This window comes from Stenotrophomonas sp. 1278 (genome assembly GCF_029892765.1).
In the GTDB taxonomy this organism is placed as follows: domain Bacteria; phylum Pseudomonadota; class Gammaproteobacteria; order Xanthomonadales; family Xanthomonadaceae; genus Stenotrophomonas; species Stenotrophomonas indicatrix.
In genome coordinates, this window is sequence record NZ_JARXWD010000029.1 from 14,112 (window position 1) to 29,684 (window position 15,573).

The 15,573-nt window shown below is 67.7% G+C and carries 14 protein-coding genes; 7 read left to right on the top strand and 7 right to left on the bottom strand.

The features are described from left to right. Window positions 1-3: 3 nt before the first annotated feature. From carB to dapB, 4 genes are all read right to left on the bottom strand, one after another. On the bottom strand, window positions 4-3,246 hold the full coding sequence (carB, locus tag M2299_RS18130; RefSeq protein WP_280884790.1) for a carbamoyl-phosphate synthase large subunit: 3,243 nt from the start codon (window positions 3,244-3,246) through the stop codon (window positions 4-6). Between the two features lie 54 nt (window positions 3,247-3,300). Then, complete coding sequence (locus tag M2299_RS18135; protein WP_033831007.1) at window positions 3,301-3,849, bottom strand: hypothetical protein; 549 nt, start codon at window positions 3,847-3,849, stop codon at window positions 3,301-3,303. Beyond that, a complete protein-coding gene (gene carA, locus M2299_RS18140) occupies window positions 3,849-4,979 on the bottom strand; it encodes a glutamine-hydrolyzing carbamoyl-phosphate synthase small subunit (RefSeq protein WP_100436222.1) in 1,131 nt (376 codons plus the stop codon). The genes M2299_RS18135 and carA overlap by 1 nt, the downstream gene beginning before the upstream one ends. Before the next feature lie 296 nt (window positions 4,980-5,275). Beyond that, the gene (gene dapB, locus M2299_RS18145) at window positions 5,276-6,004 is read right to left on the bottom strand and encodes a 4-hydroxy-tetrahydrodipicolinate reductase (RefSeq protein WP_080277594.1); all 729 of its coding nucleotides are present in this window, start codon (window positions 6,002-6,004) and stop codon (window positions 5,276-5,278) included. Window positions 6,005-6,163: 159 nt separating this feature from the next. On the opposite strand from dapB, the gene M2299_RS18150 reads away from it, so the two are divergent. Together M2299_RS18150 and M2299_RS18155 are read left to right on the top strand one after the other, a co-directional pair. Further along, window positions 6,164-6,559 (top strand): MerR family transcriptional regulator, encoded by a 396-nt coding sequence (locus M2299_RS18150; protein ID WP_099844283.1) that lies wholly within the window; start codon window positions 6,164-6,166, stop codon window positions 6,557-6,559. Window positions 6,560-6,614: 55 nt separating this feature from the next. After that, window positions 6,615-7,196: an NAD(P)H-dependent oxidoreductase gene (locus M2299_RS18155; RefSeq protein ID WP_100436221.1), complete on the top strand. Its 582-nt coding sequence runs from the start codon at window positions 6,615-6,617 to the stop codon at window positions 7,194-7,196. Between the two features lie 204 nt (window positions 7,197-7,400). Here M2299_RS18155 and M2299_RS18160 read toward each other — a convergent pair whose 3' ends face one another. The 3 genes from M2299_RS18160 to M2299_RS18170 are packed head-to-tail and all read right to left on the bottom strand — an operon-like array spanning window position 7,401 to window position 9,768. Continuing rightward, complete coding sequence (locus tag M2299_RS18160; protein WP_025874739.1) at window positions 7,401-7,655, bottom strand: DUF6587 family protein; 255 nt, start codon at window positions 7,653-7,655, stop codon at window positions 7,401-7,403. Then, the gene (gene feoB / locus M2299_RS18165) at window positions 7,655-9,517 is read right to left on the bottom strand and encodes a ferrous iron transport protein B (RefSeq protein ID WP_280884791.1); all 1,863 of its coding nucleotides are present in this window, start codon (window positions 9,515-9,517) and stop codon (window positions 7,655-7,657) included. Before feoB ends, M2299_RS18160 begins: the two co-directional genes overlap by 1 nt. Further along, the gene (locus M2299_RS18170; RefSeq protein WP_025874743.1) at window positions 9,514-9,768 is read right to left on the bottom strand and encodes a FeoA family protein; all 255 of its coding nucleotides are present in this window, start codon (window positions 9,766-9,768) and stop codon (window positions 9,514-9,516) included. The genes feoB and M2299_RS18170 overlap by 4 nt, the downstream gene beginning before the upstream one ends. 120 nt (window positions 9,769-9,888) lie before the next feature. Here M2299_RS18170 and M2299_RS18175 point away from each other — a divergent pair, with 120 nt between their 5' ends. From M2299_RS18175 to M2299_RS18195, 5 genes are all read left to right on the top strand, one after another. Further along, window positions 9,889-10,677, top strand: a complete 789-nt coding sequence (locus M2299_RS18175) for an enoyl-CoA hydratase-related protein (protein WP_033831003.1) — start codon at window positions 9,889-9,891, stop codon at window positions 10,675-10,677. Between the two features lies 1 nt (window position 10,678). Continuing rightward, window positions 10,679-11,065 (top strand): VOC family protein, encoded by a 387-nt coding sequence (locus tag M2299_RS18180; protein WP_099783864.1) that lies wholly within the window; start codon window positions 10,679-10,681, stop codon window positions 11,063-11,065. A gap of 171 nt (window positions 11,066-11,236) precedes the next feature. Continuing rightward, window positions 11,237-12,130 (top strand): hydroxymethylglutaryl-CoA lyase, encoded by an 894-nt coding sequence (locus tag M2299_RS18185; RefSeq protein WP_099842398.1) that lies wholly within the window; start codon window positions 11,237-11,239, stop codon window positions 12,128-12,130. Continuing rightward, window positions 12,127-14,700, top strand: a complete 2,574-nt coding sequence (locus M2299_RS18190; RefSeq protein WP_099842397.1) for an EAL domain-containing protein — start codon at window positions 12,127-12,129, stop codon at window positions 14,698-14,700. Before M2299_RS18185 ends, M2299_RS18190 begins: the two co-directional genes overlap by 4 nt. A 79-nt stretch (window positions 14,701-14,779) precedes the next feature. Continuing rightward, window positions 14,780-15,550, top strand: a complete 771-nt coding sequence (locus M2299_RS18195) for an SDR family NAD(P)-dependent oxidoreductase (RefSeq protein WP_099783858.1) — start codon at window positions 14,780-14,782, stop codon at window positions 15,548-15,550. The last annotated feature ends 23 nt before the right edge of the window (window positions 15,551-15,573 follow it).

The window sequence follows — 15,573 nt, forward strand, 5'->3', positions numbered from 1 at the left end:
CTCTCATGCGTTCAACTCCTTGTGCAGTTCCTGCAGCGACCAGACCGGGCCGGTACCGCGGAATTCCAGTGAATCCACCAGCGCCTTGGCACCGGCAATGGTGGTCGAATAGGTGACACGGTGCTGCAGTGCCTCGCGACGGATCGAGAACGAGTCGTTGATCGCGGCACGGCCTTCGGTCGTGTTGACGATATAGACGATCTCGCCGTTCTTGATCGAATCGACGATGTGCGGGCGACCCTCGACCACCTTGTTGATGATCTCGCAGTCCATGCCGTGCTGCTGCAGCCACGCTGCGGTACCACGGGTGGCAACCAGGCTGTAACCACGCGCCAGCAGGGCCTTGGCCACCGGCAGCACGCGCTTCTTGTCCGGGTCGCGCACCGACACGAACGCCTTGCCCACTGGCGGCGCCTTGATGCCACCGGCTTCCTGCGCGCGCGCGAAGGCGGCGTTGAAGCTGCGGCCCACGCCCATCACCTCACCGGTGGAGCGCATCTCCGGCCCGAGGATCGGGTCGACGCCCTGGAACTTGGCGAACGGGAAGATCGCTTCCTTCACCGAGTAGTAGTCCGGCACGATTTCCTTGGTGGCGCCCTGCTCTTCCAGGGTCTTGCCGGCCATGCAGCGGGCCGCGATCTTGGCCAGCGGCATGCCGGTGGCCTTGGACACGAAGGGCACGGTGCGCGAGGCACGCGGATTCACTTCCAGCAGGAAGATGGTGTCGTTGCCTTCCTCATCGGTCTGGATCGCGAACTGGGTGTTCATCAGGCCCACCACGTTCAGGGCCTTGGCCAGCTCGACCACCTGGCGACGCAGCTCGGCCTGGGTTTCAGCCGACAGCGAGTAAGGCGGCAGCGAGCAGGAGGAATCGCCCGAGTGCACGCCAGCCTCTTCGATGTGCTCCATCACGCCACCGATCAGGACGTTGCCCTGGGCGTCGGCGATGATGTCCACGTCGCACTCGACGGCGTTGTCGAGGAAGCGATCCAGCAGCACCGGCGAATCGTTGGACACCTTCACCGCGTCACGCACGTAGCGGGCCAGATCGGACTCGCCGTAGACGATTTCCATCGCGCGGCCACCCAGCACGTAGCTCGGGCGCACCACCAGCGGGTAGCCGATCTCGCGCGCCAGCAGCAGGGCTTCCTGGTCGTTGCGGGCAATGCGGTTCGGCGGCTGCTTCAGGCCCAGCTGTTCCACCAGCTGCTGGAAGCGCTCGCGGTCTTCGGCCAGGTCGATCGAGTCCGGGCTGGTGCCGATCACCGGCACGCCGTTGGCTTCCAGCGCGCGTGCCAGCTTCAGCGGGGTCTGGCCGCCGTACTGCACGATCACGCCCTTCGGCTGCTCCAGCTCGACGATTTCCAGCACGTCTTCCAGGGTCAGCGGTTCGAAGTACAGGCGATCGGAGGTGTCGTAGTCGGTCGACACGGTTTCCGGGTTGCAGTTGACCATGATGGTTTCATAGCCGTCCTCGCGCAGCGCCAGTGCCGCGTGCACGCAGCAGTAGTCGAACTCGATGCCCTGGCCGATGCGGTTGGGGCCACCGCCGAGGATCATGATCTTGTCGCGGTTGCTCGGTGCGGCTTCACACTCGTCCTCGTAGGTCGAGTACAGGTAGGCGGTGCCAGTGGAGAACTCGGCGGCACAGGAGTCCACACGCTTGTACACCGGGCGCACCTTGTGTGCGCGACGCAGCGCACGCACGGCCGCTTCGTTGGTGCCGGTCAGCTGGGCCAGGCGGGCGTCGGAGAAGCCGGCACGCTTGAGCTTGCGCAGGCGCGCCGCATCCAGTGCGTCGATGCCATCGGCTGCGACCCGGGTCTCGGCGGCGATGACTTCTTCGATCTGGTCCAGGAACCACGGATCGATGTAGGACAGCTTGAAGATGTCCTCCACGCTCATGCCGGCGCGGAACGCGTCGGCGACGAAGAACAGGCGCTCCGGACCCGGCGCCTTCAGCTCGCGGCGCAGGGTCTGCAGATCGTCTTCACTGGTCAGGTCCAGGCCGGTCGGGTCGAAGCCGACCTTGCCGGTTTCCAGGCCACGCAGGGCCTTCTGCATCGATTCCTGGAAGGTGCGGCCCATCGCCATCACCTCGCCCACCGACTTCATCTGGGTGGTCAGGCGTGCATCGGCAGCCGGGAACTTCTCGAAAGCGAAGCGCGGAATCTTGGTGACGACGTAGTCGATGGACGGCTCGAACGAGGCCGGGGTCAGGCCCCCGGTGATCTCGTTCTTCAGTTCGTCCAGGGTGTAGCCCACGGCCAGCTTGGCCGCGACCTTGGCGATCGGGAAGCCGGTGGCCTTGGACGCCAGCGCCGAGGAACGCGACACGCGCGGGTTCATCTCGATCACCACCACGCGGCCGGTGTCCGGGTTGATGCCGAACTGCACGTTCGAACCACCGGTATCCACACCGATCTTGCGCAGCACGGCGATGGAGGCATCACGCAGGCGCTGGTATTCCTTGTCGGTCAGGGTCTGCGCCGGGGCCACGGTGATCGAGTCACCGGTATGCACGCCCATCGGGTCCAGGTTTTCGATCGAGCAGACGATGATGCAGTTGTCCGCGGTATCGCGGACCACTTCCATCTCGAATTCCTTCCAGCCCAGCACCGACTCTTCGACCAGCACTTCGGTGGTCGGCGACAGTTCCAGGCCGCGGTTGACGATTTCGATCAGCTCTTCGCGGTTGTAGGCGATGCCGCCGCCACTGCCGCCCAGGGTGAAGCTGGGGCGGATGATGGTCGGATAACCGACGCGGGTCTGGATCTCCAGCGCTTCGTCCAGCGTATGGGCAACGGCAGCGGTCGGGCACTCCAGGCCGATCTCGCTCATCGCCACGCGGAACAGCTCGCGGTCTTCGGCCATCATGATCGCTTCGCGCTTGGCGCCGATCAGCTCGACGTTGTACTTCTCAAGCACACCGTTGTCGGCCAGGTCCAGCGCGCAGTTCAGCGCGGTCTGGCCACCCATCGTCGGCAGCAGCGCGTCGGGCTTCTCCTTGGCGATGATCTTCTCGACGGTCTGCCAGTTGATCGGCTCGATGTAGACGGCGTCGGCCATCTCCGGGTCGGTCATGATCGTGGCCGGATTGCTGTTGACCAGCACCACGCGGTAGCCCTCATCTCGCAGGGCCTTGCAGGCCTGGGCGCCGGAGTAATCGAACTCACAGGCCTGGCCGATGACGATCGGGCCGGCACCGATGATGAGGATGGTCTTGAGGTCAGTGCGCTTGGGCATTTTCTTCTCTAAGTCAGTACAGCGTGACAAGGGGGAGTGATCGCACGCTGTCGATCAGGAAATCTCTTCGGGTTTCAGCGCAATCCCGCACTGGTCCTGCAATCCCTGGCTCAGTTTCACCGCAAATTCGTCAGGGACGCTCATTGCATCGAAACCAGCATCCAGGCGCTTGAAGGACGTACTGCCGAGAAAGGCGTCGAATCCGGCGGCGTACGCCTCGTCGTTGACGTTGACCGACGCGTCCGCTGCCGACTCCGGGAGCGCACGGGTGAGGATCAGGTAACCCTTTCCGGACGGTGTGGCCAGGAAGCGCGACCAGTCCGCGACGATCACGTCACCGTCCTCGCCAAGGCTGTTGATCAACGACTGGCGCGCATGAACGTAGAAGAACGACTGGATGGAGGTGCGGGCGCATTGGCGATCGCTTTCGGCCAGCGCTTTGAGCGTTGGCACCTCCTCGACCATCATCGCCGCCGACGACGCACCGACCGAGTCCTTCTTCAACGTGTGCAGCAGCGCGTCCATGTCCGCAGCGGACGCCGGCGCAGCCTGTGCCGCACCCGCGGCGCAGCACAGCGACAGCAGCAGAGCGGCGCTGCGCATCAAGCCTTCGCCTCGGCCATCAGGGTCACGAAACGATCGAACAGCGGACCGACGTCATGCGGGCCCGGCGAGGCTTCCGGGTGGCCCTGGAACGAGAACGCCGGCACATCGATGCGGGCGATGCCCTGGTTGGTGCCGTCGAACAGCGAACGGTGGGTCACCCGCAGCGTGGCCGGCAGACTGGCTTCATCGACCGCGAAGCCGTGGTTCTGCGAGGTGATCATCACCCGGCCGCTGTCCAGGTCCTGCACCGGATGGTTCGCGCCGTGATGGCCATGGCCCATCTTGATCGTCTTCGCGCCCGAGGCCAGGCCCAGCAGCTGATGGCCCAGGCAGATGCCGAAGGTCGGGATCTTCACGTCGATGAAGGTCTTGATCGCGGCGATCGCGTAGTCGCACGGTTCCGGGTCACCCGGGCCGTTGGACAGGAACACGCCGTCCGGCTTCAGCGCCAGCACTTCAGCGGCCGGGGTCTGCGCCGGCACCACGGTGACCTCGCAGCCGCGCTCGGCCAGCATGCGCAGGATGTTGGTCTTCACGCCGAAGTCGTACGCCACGACCTTGTACTGGGCCGGCACGCTGACGAAGGCGTTGGCATCCAGGTCCAGCTGGCCCTCGGTCCAGACGTAGGTCTTGTCGGTAGTCACGACCTTGGCCAGATCCATGCCCTTCAGCCCCGGGAACTTGCGGGCCGCTTCCAGCGCCTTTTCCACGTCGATGCCGTCGCCGGCCATCAGCGCGCCGTTCTGGGCACCCTTCTCGCGCAGGATGCGGGTCAGCTTGCGGGTGTCGATGCCGGCGATGGCGACCACGCCACGCTGGATCAGCCAGTCCTGCAGCGACACCTGGCTGCGCCAGCTGCTCGGGCGGCGCGGTACGTCGCGCACGATCAGGCCGGCCGACCACACCTTGGACGCTTCATCGTCCTGGTCGGTCATGCCGGTGTTGCCAATGTGCGGATAGGTCAGCGTGACCATCTGCCGGGCGTAGGACGGGTCGGTCAACACTTCCTGGTAGCCGGTCATGGCGGTGTTGAACACCACTTCACCGACGGACAGGCCGGGCGCGCCTACGGATTCGCCCTCGAATACGGTGCCGTCTTCGAGGACGAGGATTGCGGCTTGGGTCACGGAATTCTCACTTTGGCTACCGAGGGGGTGCCGAAGTCACGCCTGCGCTTCACGGAAATCCGGTTGCAAAAAAGCGCGGACGTACGGTCTGGGACCGGTCCGGCTTTCGTGATTCGGCGAGTGCGAATTGTAGCGGTGCCGGGGCGCTCGCGCCAGCGGTTATCGCCATTCATGAACAGGCGATTGCGCATTCATTTCAATCCGGGGCCGTATGCAGGCACCCAAGGGTAGCGGGGGGGGGGGGCCCCCCGGGGGGGCCCCCCCCCCCCCGGGGGGGCGGCCCCCGCCGCTACCGTTTACAGGGGGCCGTCCAGCAGGTCACGTACCCGGTAGCTGCCTGCCGCCCGGCCCTGCAGCTGGCGAGCGGCAAACAGCGCCCCGCGGGCGAAGATGTCGCGGTTGGTGGCCCGGTGCACCAGCTCGATGCGCTCGCCCAGGCCGGTGAACTGCACCAGATGCTCGCCGACGATGTCTCCGGCGCGCAGGCTGGCGTACTGCGGCTCGGCCCCGCCCCGCTGCGCCGCGGCCCCCAGGGTCAACGCCGTGCCCGAGGGCGCGTCCTTCTTCTGCGTATGGTGCGATTCGACGATGTCGCAGTTCCAGCCGGCCAGCGCCTGCGCCGCACGTTCCACCAGCTCATCGAGCACCGCCACGCCCAAGCTGAAGTTCGACGCCCACACCAGCGGGATCTTCGCCGCCGCCGCTTCCAGTGCCTGGCGCTGCACACTGGAAATACCGGTGGTGCCCGATACCAGTCCCGCACCGCGCTCCACGCACAGTGCCAGCAGCGCATCGAAGCCCTCGGGCAGGCTGAAGTCGATCGCCACATCGAACACCGGCGCCCCCGGCAACTCGCTGGCCGCGAAGAACGGCACGCCGTCGATCACCCGCTGCGCCGGCGCGCGGCCGGTCACCGCAGCGACGATCTGCAGGGAATCAGGATGTTCGGCGGCCAGCCGCAACAGGGCCTGGCCCATGCGCCCGGAGGCGCCGTGAATAAGCAATCGCAGGGGAGTCTGGTTCATGCACGCAGGCTAGCGGCAGCACGCATGGTCCGGCAAGCACTGTCGCTGCTACGCTGCGTGCCCCTTCAAGCGCTGGCCCGCACCTCATGCACCTTTGCAAACCGCCCGCGCCAAGCGCTGACGCCGTCATGCCGCCTGCGCGGATGCAGGGCTGAAACGGTGCGCATTTCCGAAGTCGCCCGCCGCACCGGCGCCAGCGCCAAGGCCATCCGCCTGTACGAGGCACGCGGCCTGCTGCCGCCAGTGCCGCGCCTGAACCGCTATCGCGACTACAGCGAGCAGGACGTGGCCTGGGTGCAGCTGATCCGACAGGCACTGGGGCTGGGCATCGGCTTGGCCGCCATCACCCGCCTGCAGCGCGGCGACGGCCAGCTGGACTGGCCAGCCGTGCTCGCCCTGCTGGAACGCCAGCGCACTGCGATTGCCGCCGAGCGCGAGCGCCTTGCCCGCACCGAGATCGAGCTGCTGCATGTGGCTGACGAGCTGCGGCAATGGCTGCAACAGGGCGATGGTCCCTGCGTGCTGGCCCCCGCTGGCTGCCCCGGCGGGGTTTGACTCTGCCCTTGGGGCATAGCGCAACGTCGGTCGCCTTCCAGCCTCCGAGACTGCCGTGTCCCGCTCCATCCTGATCCTGCTTGGCCATCCCGACCGCGACAGCCTGTGCGGCGCCCTCGCCCAGCGCTACGCGACCGCCGCCCGCAACGCCGGCCACCGCGTGCACTTGATCGCCCTGGGTGAACTGCAGTTCGACCCGGTGCTGCGCCACGGTTATCGCCAGATCCAGCCGTTGGAAACCGACCTGCAGGATGCAGCAGACGCGATCCACGCCTGCGACCACCTGGTGCTGGTCTACCCGACCTGGTGGGGCGCGATGCCGGCACTGCTGAAGGGCTTCTTCGACCGCGTGCTGCTGCCGGGCTTCGCCTTCCGCTACCGTCGCGATTCGGTGTGGTGGGACCGGCTGCTGGCGGGGCGCAGCGCGCGGGTCATCACCACGCTGGATACGCCGCCCTGGTACTACCGCTGGATCTACCGCGATCCGGGCATTACCCAGATCCGCGCCACCATCCTTGAGTTCTGCGGCATCCGCCCGGTGCGGGTCAGCCGGCTGGGCCCGGTGCGCAGCAGCACGCCGCAACAGCGCGAACGCTGGTTGGCACTGGCAGCGGAGCTTGGCACGCGGGCAGGTTGACGCATCGCCGCGAACCGGTCGCCTCACCCTGCCTGCAACGTAGATCCAAGTCCTGCGTGGATGATCAATTCCGACACCGCTGGAGGGCAGCGCTGGGGATGGGTAGATCCACGCCATGCGTGGATGATCAATCGGCAGTGCGGACCAAGGTCCGCACCCACCAGGGAAGGTCCGCACTCACCAGGGCAGCGCCCAGAAGCCTCTCTAATGCTGCTTCGGCGGTGTCGGTCCGCAGCTGTCGCAGCCGCCGCACGCCCCGCCACCGCCAGTGGCCGGCGGCGCGATCTTCCGGCCCAGCGCCTGCAGCCAGGCCGCACGGCCCGGCTTCAGCAGCGCCAGTGCCAGCGCGCCGCGCAGCTTGCGCACGGTGCCGGGCGCCTGCTTCTTCAACACCACCCACGCACTGACCAGCACGGCCACCGCGATGATCAGGTACTGGACCAGCAGGCCGGCATCCATCAGCCGCCTCCCAGCGCCACGGTCACCTGGTAGGTGATCAGCGCCGCGACATAGGCCGCAGCAAACAGGTAGAACGCCGAGAAGCCCATCGTCTTCCACGAGTTGGTCTCGCGCTTGATGGTGGCCAGCGTCGAAATGCACATCGGCGCGTAGATGAACCACACCAGCAGGGCCAGGCCGGTAGCCAGCGACCAGCCGTCGGCCACCACCGGCGACAGTGCGGAGATCGCCGCATCGTCATCGGCGGCCGACAGCGCATACACCGTCGCCAGCGAGGACACCGCTACTTCGCGCGCAGCGAGGCCCGGGATCAGCGCGATGCAGATCTGCCAGTTGAAGCCCAGCGCCGCGAAGATCGCGGTCATCGCATGACCGATCTGGCCGGCGTAGCTGTAGTCGATGGCCGGCATCGTCGCGTCGGCGGGCGCGCCCGGGAACGACAGCAGGAACCACAGCAGGATGGTCAGCGCCAGGATGATGCCGCCGACACGCTTGAGGAAGATCATGCCGCGCTCGTACAGGCCGACGGCGAGGTCGCGCGGATGCGGAATGCGGTACGACGGCAGCTCCAGCATCAGCGGGTGCTCGCTCTTGTCGCGACGCCACTTCTTCATCACCCACGACATCACCAGCGCGCTGAGGATGCCGGCCACGTACAGGCCGAACAGCACCAGGCCCTGCTGGTTGAAGATGCCGATCCTGCCGGCCGGTATGAACGCACCGATCAGCAGCGCATATACCGGCAGCCTTGCCGAGCAGGTCATCAGCGGTGCCACCAGGATCGTGGCCAGGCGGTCACGCGGGTCCTGGATGCTGCGGGTGGCCATGATGCCCGGCACCGCGCAGGCAAAGCTGGACAGCAGCGGGATGAACGACCGCCCCGACAGGCCGGCCGCCGCCATCATGCGGTCCAGCAGGAACGCGGCGCGTGGCAGGTAACCGGACTCTTCCAGCGCCAGGATGAAGGCGAACAGGATCAGGATCTGCGGCAGGAACACCACCACGCCGCCCAGGCCGGCGATGATGCCGTCGGTCAGCAGGCTGGTCAGCGGACCTGCCGGCAGCACGCTGGCGGCCAGTTCACCCAGCCAGGCAAAGCCGGCCTCGATGCCATCCATCAGCGGCGTGGCCCAGGCGAACACCGCCTGGAAGATCAGGAACATCACCACCACCAGCGTGATCAGGCCGAACACCGGATGCAGCAGCCAGCGGTCCAGCGTGTCGTCGATCTTCGCCGTCCGTGCCGGCATCCGCACGGCTGCGGCCAGGATCGCGCGCACCTGCGCGTGGTAGTCCACACCGCTCTCAACGCCGGCCAGCGGCGCATCCAGGTGCGGCACCATCGTATCCAGGCGTTCCACCAGTGCACGCGCGCCCTGCTTGCGTACCGCCACGGTTTCCACCACCGGCACACCGATCTCGCGCTCCAGCGCGGCCACATCGATCTGGATGCCGCGGCGCTGCGCGGCGTCGACCATGTTCAGGGCGATGATCATCGGCTTGCCCAGCTCGCGCAGTTCCAGGGCGAAGCGCAGGTGCAGGCGCAGGTTGGTGGCGTCGATCACGCACAGAAGGACGTCCGGCGCGGCCTCGCCCGGGTAGAACCCCCGGCACAGGTCGCGGGTGATCGCCTCGTCCAGGCTGGCCGGCTGCAGGCTGTAGGCGCCCGGCAGGTCGAGCACGGCGAACTCGCGGCCGGACGGCGCACGCAGGCGGCCTTCCTTGCGCTCAACGGTGACGCCGGTGTAATTGGCGACCTTCTGCCGGCTGCCGGTCAGCTGGTTGAACAGCGCGGTCTTGCCGCTGTTGGGGTTGCCGACCAGCGCGATGCGCAGCGGGGCGGCGGTTGCGGTGGCGCTCATGCACGTCCCTCCTGGCTGGCCGGGTCGATGACCACGCGCCGGGCCTCACTGATACGCAGCGCGAAACGGGTGAACCCGACCTGCACCAGCAGCGGCTCGCCACCAACCGGGCCTCGCGCCACCAGGCGCACTTCCTCGCCCTTGACGAAGCCCAGCTCGCGCAGGCGCCGGGCGATGGCATCGTTGGCATGCAGGTCCTGCACGGAATCGACCACGGCCGAGGCGTGCAGGGGCAGTTCGGACAGCGTCATCTAGCGTGTTCTCTGCTGGATGTAAATGGTTCTCGATTCTAACATTCCCGCGTCGCGTCATGGCCCATGACCAATGGCCCGCTATGATCCATACAGGTATGGAGCAACCCCCGGAATCCCATGAACGATGCTTTGCAGATCGAGCGCAACGGCGCTGTCCTGACCCTCTGGCTGAACCGGCCGGAGCTGCACAACGCCTTTGACGCCGGCCTGATCGCCCGGCTGACCGCAGCCCTGGAAGCGGCCGGCCGCGATGACACGGTGCGCACGGTGGTGGTGGCCGGCCACGGTGCCTCCTTCTCCGCCGGTGCCGACATGCAGTGGATGCGCGGCATGGCCTCCGCCAGCGAGGCAGACAACCGTGACGACGCCCTGGCCCTGGCCCGGCTGATGCGCACCCTGGACGAACTGCCCAAGCCCACCCTCGCCCGCGTCCACGGCGCCGCCTTTGGTGGTGGCGTCGGCCTGGTGGCCTGCTGCGATATCGCCATCGCCACCAGCGCCGCCCGTTTCGGCCTGACCGAAAGCCGCCTGGGCCTGCTGCCGGCAGTGATCTCGCCCTATGTGATCGAGGCCATCGGCAGCCGCCAGTCCCGCCGCTGGTTCGCCACCGGCGAGCACTTCGACGCCGACACCGCCCTGCGTATCGGCCTGATCCACCAGCTGGTGGAGCCCGAACGCCTGGACGAGGCGGTGCAGCGACAGCTGGCCCTGCTCGACAAGGCCGGGCCGATCGCCTCGGCTTCGGCCAAGCTGCTGGTCCGGCAGGTTCGCGACGCCCATGATCGCGACAGCCTGGACCGTGACAATGCCGCCCTGATCGCTCGCCTGCGGGTATCGGCCGAAGGCCAGGAGGGCCTGGGTGCCTTCCTCGACAAACGCGCGCCGCACTGGGTCACGGAGGCCTGACATGCTGGACCATATCGGCTTGAACAGCGGCGACCTGCCGCGCAGCAGGGCCTTCTTCCTGCAGGCGCTGGCACCGCTGCAGATCGGCGTGGTGATGGAGGTGAGCGCCGAACAGACCGGTGCCCACGACCACGTGGGTTTCGGCAACCACGGCAAGCCGTTCTTCTGGCTGGGCAATGCGGCGCCGCTCAGCCAGGGCGTGCACGTGGCCTTCGTCTGCGCCGGACGCGCCCAGGTTGATGCCTTCCACGCCGCCGCGCTGGCCGCAGGGGGGCGCGACAATGGTGCGCCCGGCCTGCGTCCCTGGTACCACCCGGACTATTACGCCGCCTTCGTGATCGACCCCGACGGCAACAACATCGAGGCGGTCTGCCACCTGCCCGGGTAGACCCCTGCGTCGCCACCAGGCGCAGGCGTGGCCGCTTGTGCGACCCGCCTGCGTATCTCATCTGGCAGCCTGGCGAAGACCGGGCCGCCCCCGTTTCCCAGGAACCGTCGTGACCCCAGCCGATCCCATCCGCCCTGCCCGCCCCGCCCCGCTTTTCATGGGGGTGCCGCGATGAGCGATTTCGTCCGCATCGTCGAGGTCGGCCCGCGCGACGGGCTGCAGAACGAAAAGCAGGCCGTGGCGACCACCGACAAGATCGCACTGATCGATCGCCTGTCGGCCACCGGCCTGCGTACGATCGAGGCCACCAGCTTCGTCAGCCCGCGCTGGGTCCCGCAGTTGGCCGATGCTGCCGAGGTCTATGCCGGCATCCAGCGCCGCCCGGGCATCGCCTATCCGGTGCTGGTGCCGAACGAACAGGGCTACGACCGTGCGCGCGCCGTCGGCGTGCAGGAAATCGCGGTGTTCACCGCTGCATCGGAAGCCTTCAACCGCACCAACACCAACGCCGGGATCGATGAATCGCTGGCCCGCTTCGAGCCGATCCTGCGCCGCGCGGCCGCCGACGGCGTGCGCGTGCGTGGCTACGTCTCCACCGTGCTCGGCTGCCCGTATCAGGGCGAGGTACCGCTGGCCGATGTGGTGCGCGTCGCCCGCGCCCTGCACCAGATGGGGTGCTATGAGATCTCGCTGGGCGACACCATCGGCGTCGGCACGCCACGCAAGGCCCGCGCGATGCTGCAGTCGGTGGCTGCCGAGATCCCGATGAGCGCACTGGCCGTGCACTTCCACGATACCTACGGCCAGGCCATCGCCAACATCGCCGCCTGCCTGGAAGAAGGCGTGCGCGTGGTCGACAGTGCGGTGTCCGGTGCCGGCGGCTGCCCGTACGCGAAGGGCGCCAGCGGCAACGTGGCCAGCGAGGACGTGGTGTACCTGCTGCAGGGCCTGGGCCTGGAATGCGGTGTCGACCTGCCGTCGCTGGCCGAGACCGGCCGCTGGCTGGCCGGACTGCTCGGCCGCGCGACCGCCAGCCGCGTCGGGCAGGCGCTGGCAGCGACATGAACGACAGCGGCCCGCGCGACCGTCCGGCCATCGGCGATACACCCGCCGCAACCGACGTCGCGCTGGCCGCTCTGGACGCGGCGCTGGCTGCTTCGCCGCCGCCGGCCCAGGCCAGGCTGCTGCGCCAGGCACGGCAGGCGCTGGCCGATGCGCAGCAGCGCGAACTGGATACCCAGGCACGCTATGCCGCGTTGTTCGACGCCGTGCCCGACCCGGTCAGCATCCTCAGCGCCGAAGGCGTGGTGCTGGACGTCAACCGCGCCGGCATCGTCGCCTACGACCGCCCGCGCGAGGACATCGTCGGCCAGCCGATCGAACTGCTCAATCCCGACCTGCCCAGCGACCATCTGCAACCGGTGTGGGAAGCGCTGAACCGCGGCGACACCTACGTCATCGAAGTGACCAACATGCGCGGTGATGGCAGCCGCTTTCCGGTGGAGGTGCACTCGGCCGGCTTCCAGGACCGCGGCCAACCCTGCATCGTCGCCGTCGCCCGCGACCTGAGCGGGCGCTGGCGCGCCGAGTCACGCTATCGCCTGTTGATGGAATCGATCGACAAGGGCGTGATCCTGTTCGACCGCGACCTGCGCGTGCTGTCGGCCAACCCGGCCGCACATCGCATCCTCGGCCTCACCGGTGGCGGCGTGGGCTTGAACGCGATGCTCGATCCCGAAGCGTGGATCATCGTCGACGAGCATGGCCACCCGTTGACCCAGTCACAGTGGCCGACCAGCCGCTGTTTCCAGGCCGGGCGGGTGATCCGCAGCACCATCATCGGCCTGTACCACCGCCCGCGCGGACGCATGCTGTGGTTGTCCACCACCAACGTGCCGGTGTTCGGCAACGGCTGCGACCAGGCCGACCATGTCTATGCGATGTTCAGTGACATCACCGAACTGAAGCGCAACAACACCCTGTTCGCGCGCGCGCAGTCACTGGCCCATATCGGCGGTTGGGAGTGGGATCGCGGCCTGCAGCGCCTGTACCTCACCGATGAAGCGCGGCGCATCGTCGGCCAGCCGGCCGACCTGGAGGACATGCCCGACCTGCTGGACTGCCTGCGCAGCGACGACCGCGCCGCCCTGCAGCAGGCGCTGGCCGACACCATCGAACACCGCAGCAGCTTCGGCCTGGAGCTGCAGGGCCAGCGCCGCGATGGCCACTCGTTCTGGATACGGATGATCGGCGAGGTCTCGGCCGGCGATGTCGATGCCGCCCGCATCACCGGCACCGTGCAGGACATCACCGAGCGCAAGCAGGCCGAGGAAACCCTGCGCGTGCAGGCCCGCACCGACCCGCTGACCGGAATCATGAACCGCGATGCGGTGCTGAGCGACCTCGGCGTGCGCATGGACAGCCCCAGCCACGACCGCGTGGCGGTGCTGTACATCGACCTGGACCGTTTCAAGGTGGTCAACGACCTGCTTGGCCACAACGCCGGTGATGAACTGTTGATCGAAGCGACCCGGCGCATCGCCACTGCGATCGGCACCGAAGGCCTGCTTGCACGCTTTGGCGGCGACGAGTTCCTGGTGATCTGCGACCTGCGCGACCAGCCGGACCAGGCCGAACAGCTGGCCGAGCGCATCACTGCGGCGTTCTCGGCACCGTTCCAGCTGGGCAGCGACGAGTTCCCGGTGACCGCCAGCATCGGCATCGCCCGCGCACCGCGCGATGGCAACCGGCCGCAGCAGCTGATCCAGAACGCCGACACGGCGATGTACGAGTGCAAGCGCCGCACCCGCAACGGTTGGCAGGTGTTCTCCCCGGAACTGGCACAGCGCCAGCATGACCGCCTGCAGATCGAGAGCCGGCTGCACAAGGCCCTCGATGGCGACGAGTTCCATCTGGTGTACCAGCCACAGGTCAACCTGCGCAGCGGCGCCACCATCGCCTGCGAGGCGCTGATGCGCTGGCACAACATACAGCTGGGGCCAATGCGCCCGGACCTGTTCATCCGCCACGCCGAGCACACCGGCGACATCGTGCGCATCGGCCAATGGGCGCTGCGCGAAGCCTGCCGGCAGGTACGGCAATGGCAGGATGACGGGCTCGGCCTGGTGCGGGTGGCGGTCAACGTGTCCTGGCGCCAGTTCGTCGGTGAGGATCTCGCCCGCTGGGTGCGGCAGGTGCTGGATGAGTTCGGCCTGCCCGGCAGCGTGCTGGAACTGGAGTTCACCGAGCGGGTGCTGATCGAGGATGCGCCGGACACCCTGCGCACCTTCGCCCGCCTGCGCGAAATGGGGGTGATGCTGACCATCGATGACTTCGGCGAAGGCTACAGCGCCCTGAACTACCTGCGGCGCCTGCCCATCCATGGGCTGAAGCTGAGCCAGTTGTTCGTCGAAGGCATTCCCCGCAACCGCTCGGATGTGGCGGTGTGCGAGGCAGTCTGCGCGATCGCGCGCAGCCTGGGCCTGGGCGTAGTCGCCGAGGGCGTGGAGACCGAGCCACAACGGCAGTGCCTGCTCGACCTAGGGGTGACCGTTGGCCAGGGTTTCCTGTTCGCCCATGGCCTGCCCGCCGCCGACTTCGAGCGTCGCCTGCGCCGCGCCCGCGAACTGGGCTGAGGCCGGCGGCGCAGTGCACAACGGCGGCTGCCGTCGCTTCCGTTAGAATCGGCGGTTCTTGAACCTGCAGGACCGTGCAATGCAGCTGTCTTCCGTACGTGCCGTGATCACTGGCGGCGTCTCCGGCCTCGGCCTGGCCGTGGCCCAGCACCTGGTTGCCGAGGGCGGCAAGGTCGCCCTGTTCGACCTCAACGACGCCAAGGGCGCGGCCGCTGTTGCCGGCTTGGGGCAGGACAACGCCCGCTATTTCAACGTCAACGTCAGTGATGAAGCGACCGTGTCGGCGGCCATCGACCAGGCCTGCGATTTCCTCGGCGGCCTGAATGTCGCCATGAACTGCGCCGGCATCCTCGGCGCTGGCCGCGTGCTGGGCAAGGAAGGCCCGATGCCGCTGGCCGGGTTCCAGGGCACGGTGATGGTCAACCTGGTCGGCAGCTTCAATGTCGCCAAGGCCGCAGCCAACCGCATGCAGCACAACGAGGCCGGCGTGGACGGCGAGCGCGGCGTCATCATCAACACCGCCAGCGTTGCCGCCTACGAAGGCCAGATCGGCCAGGCCGCCTACTCCGCCTCCAAGGGCGGCGTGGTGGCGATGACCCTGCCGATGGCCCGCGAGCTGTCGCGCTTCGGCATCCGCGTCAACACCATCGCGCCGGGCGTGTTCTGGACGCCGATGGTTGATGGCATGCCCGAAGCCGTGCAGGAATCGCTGGCCGCCTCGATCCCGTTCCCGTCGCGCCTGGGCAAGCCGGAAGACTTCGCCAGCCTGGTCGGCCACATCCTCGGCAACACCTACATCAACGGCGAGACCATCCGCCTGGACGGCGCCACCCGGCTCGCTCCGAAGTGATTCCCCCCGGGCGCCGGGACGGC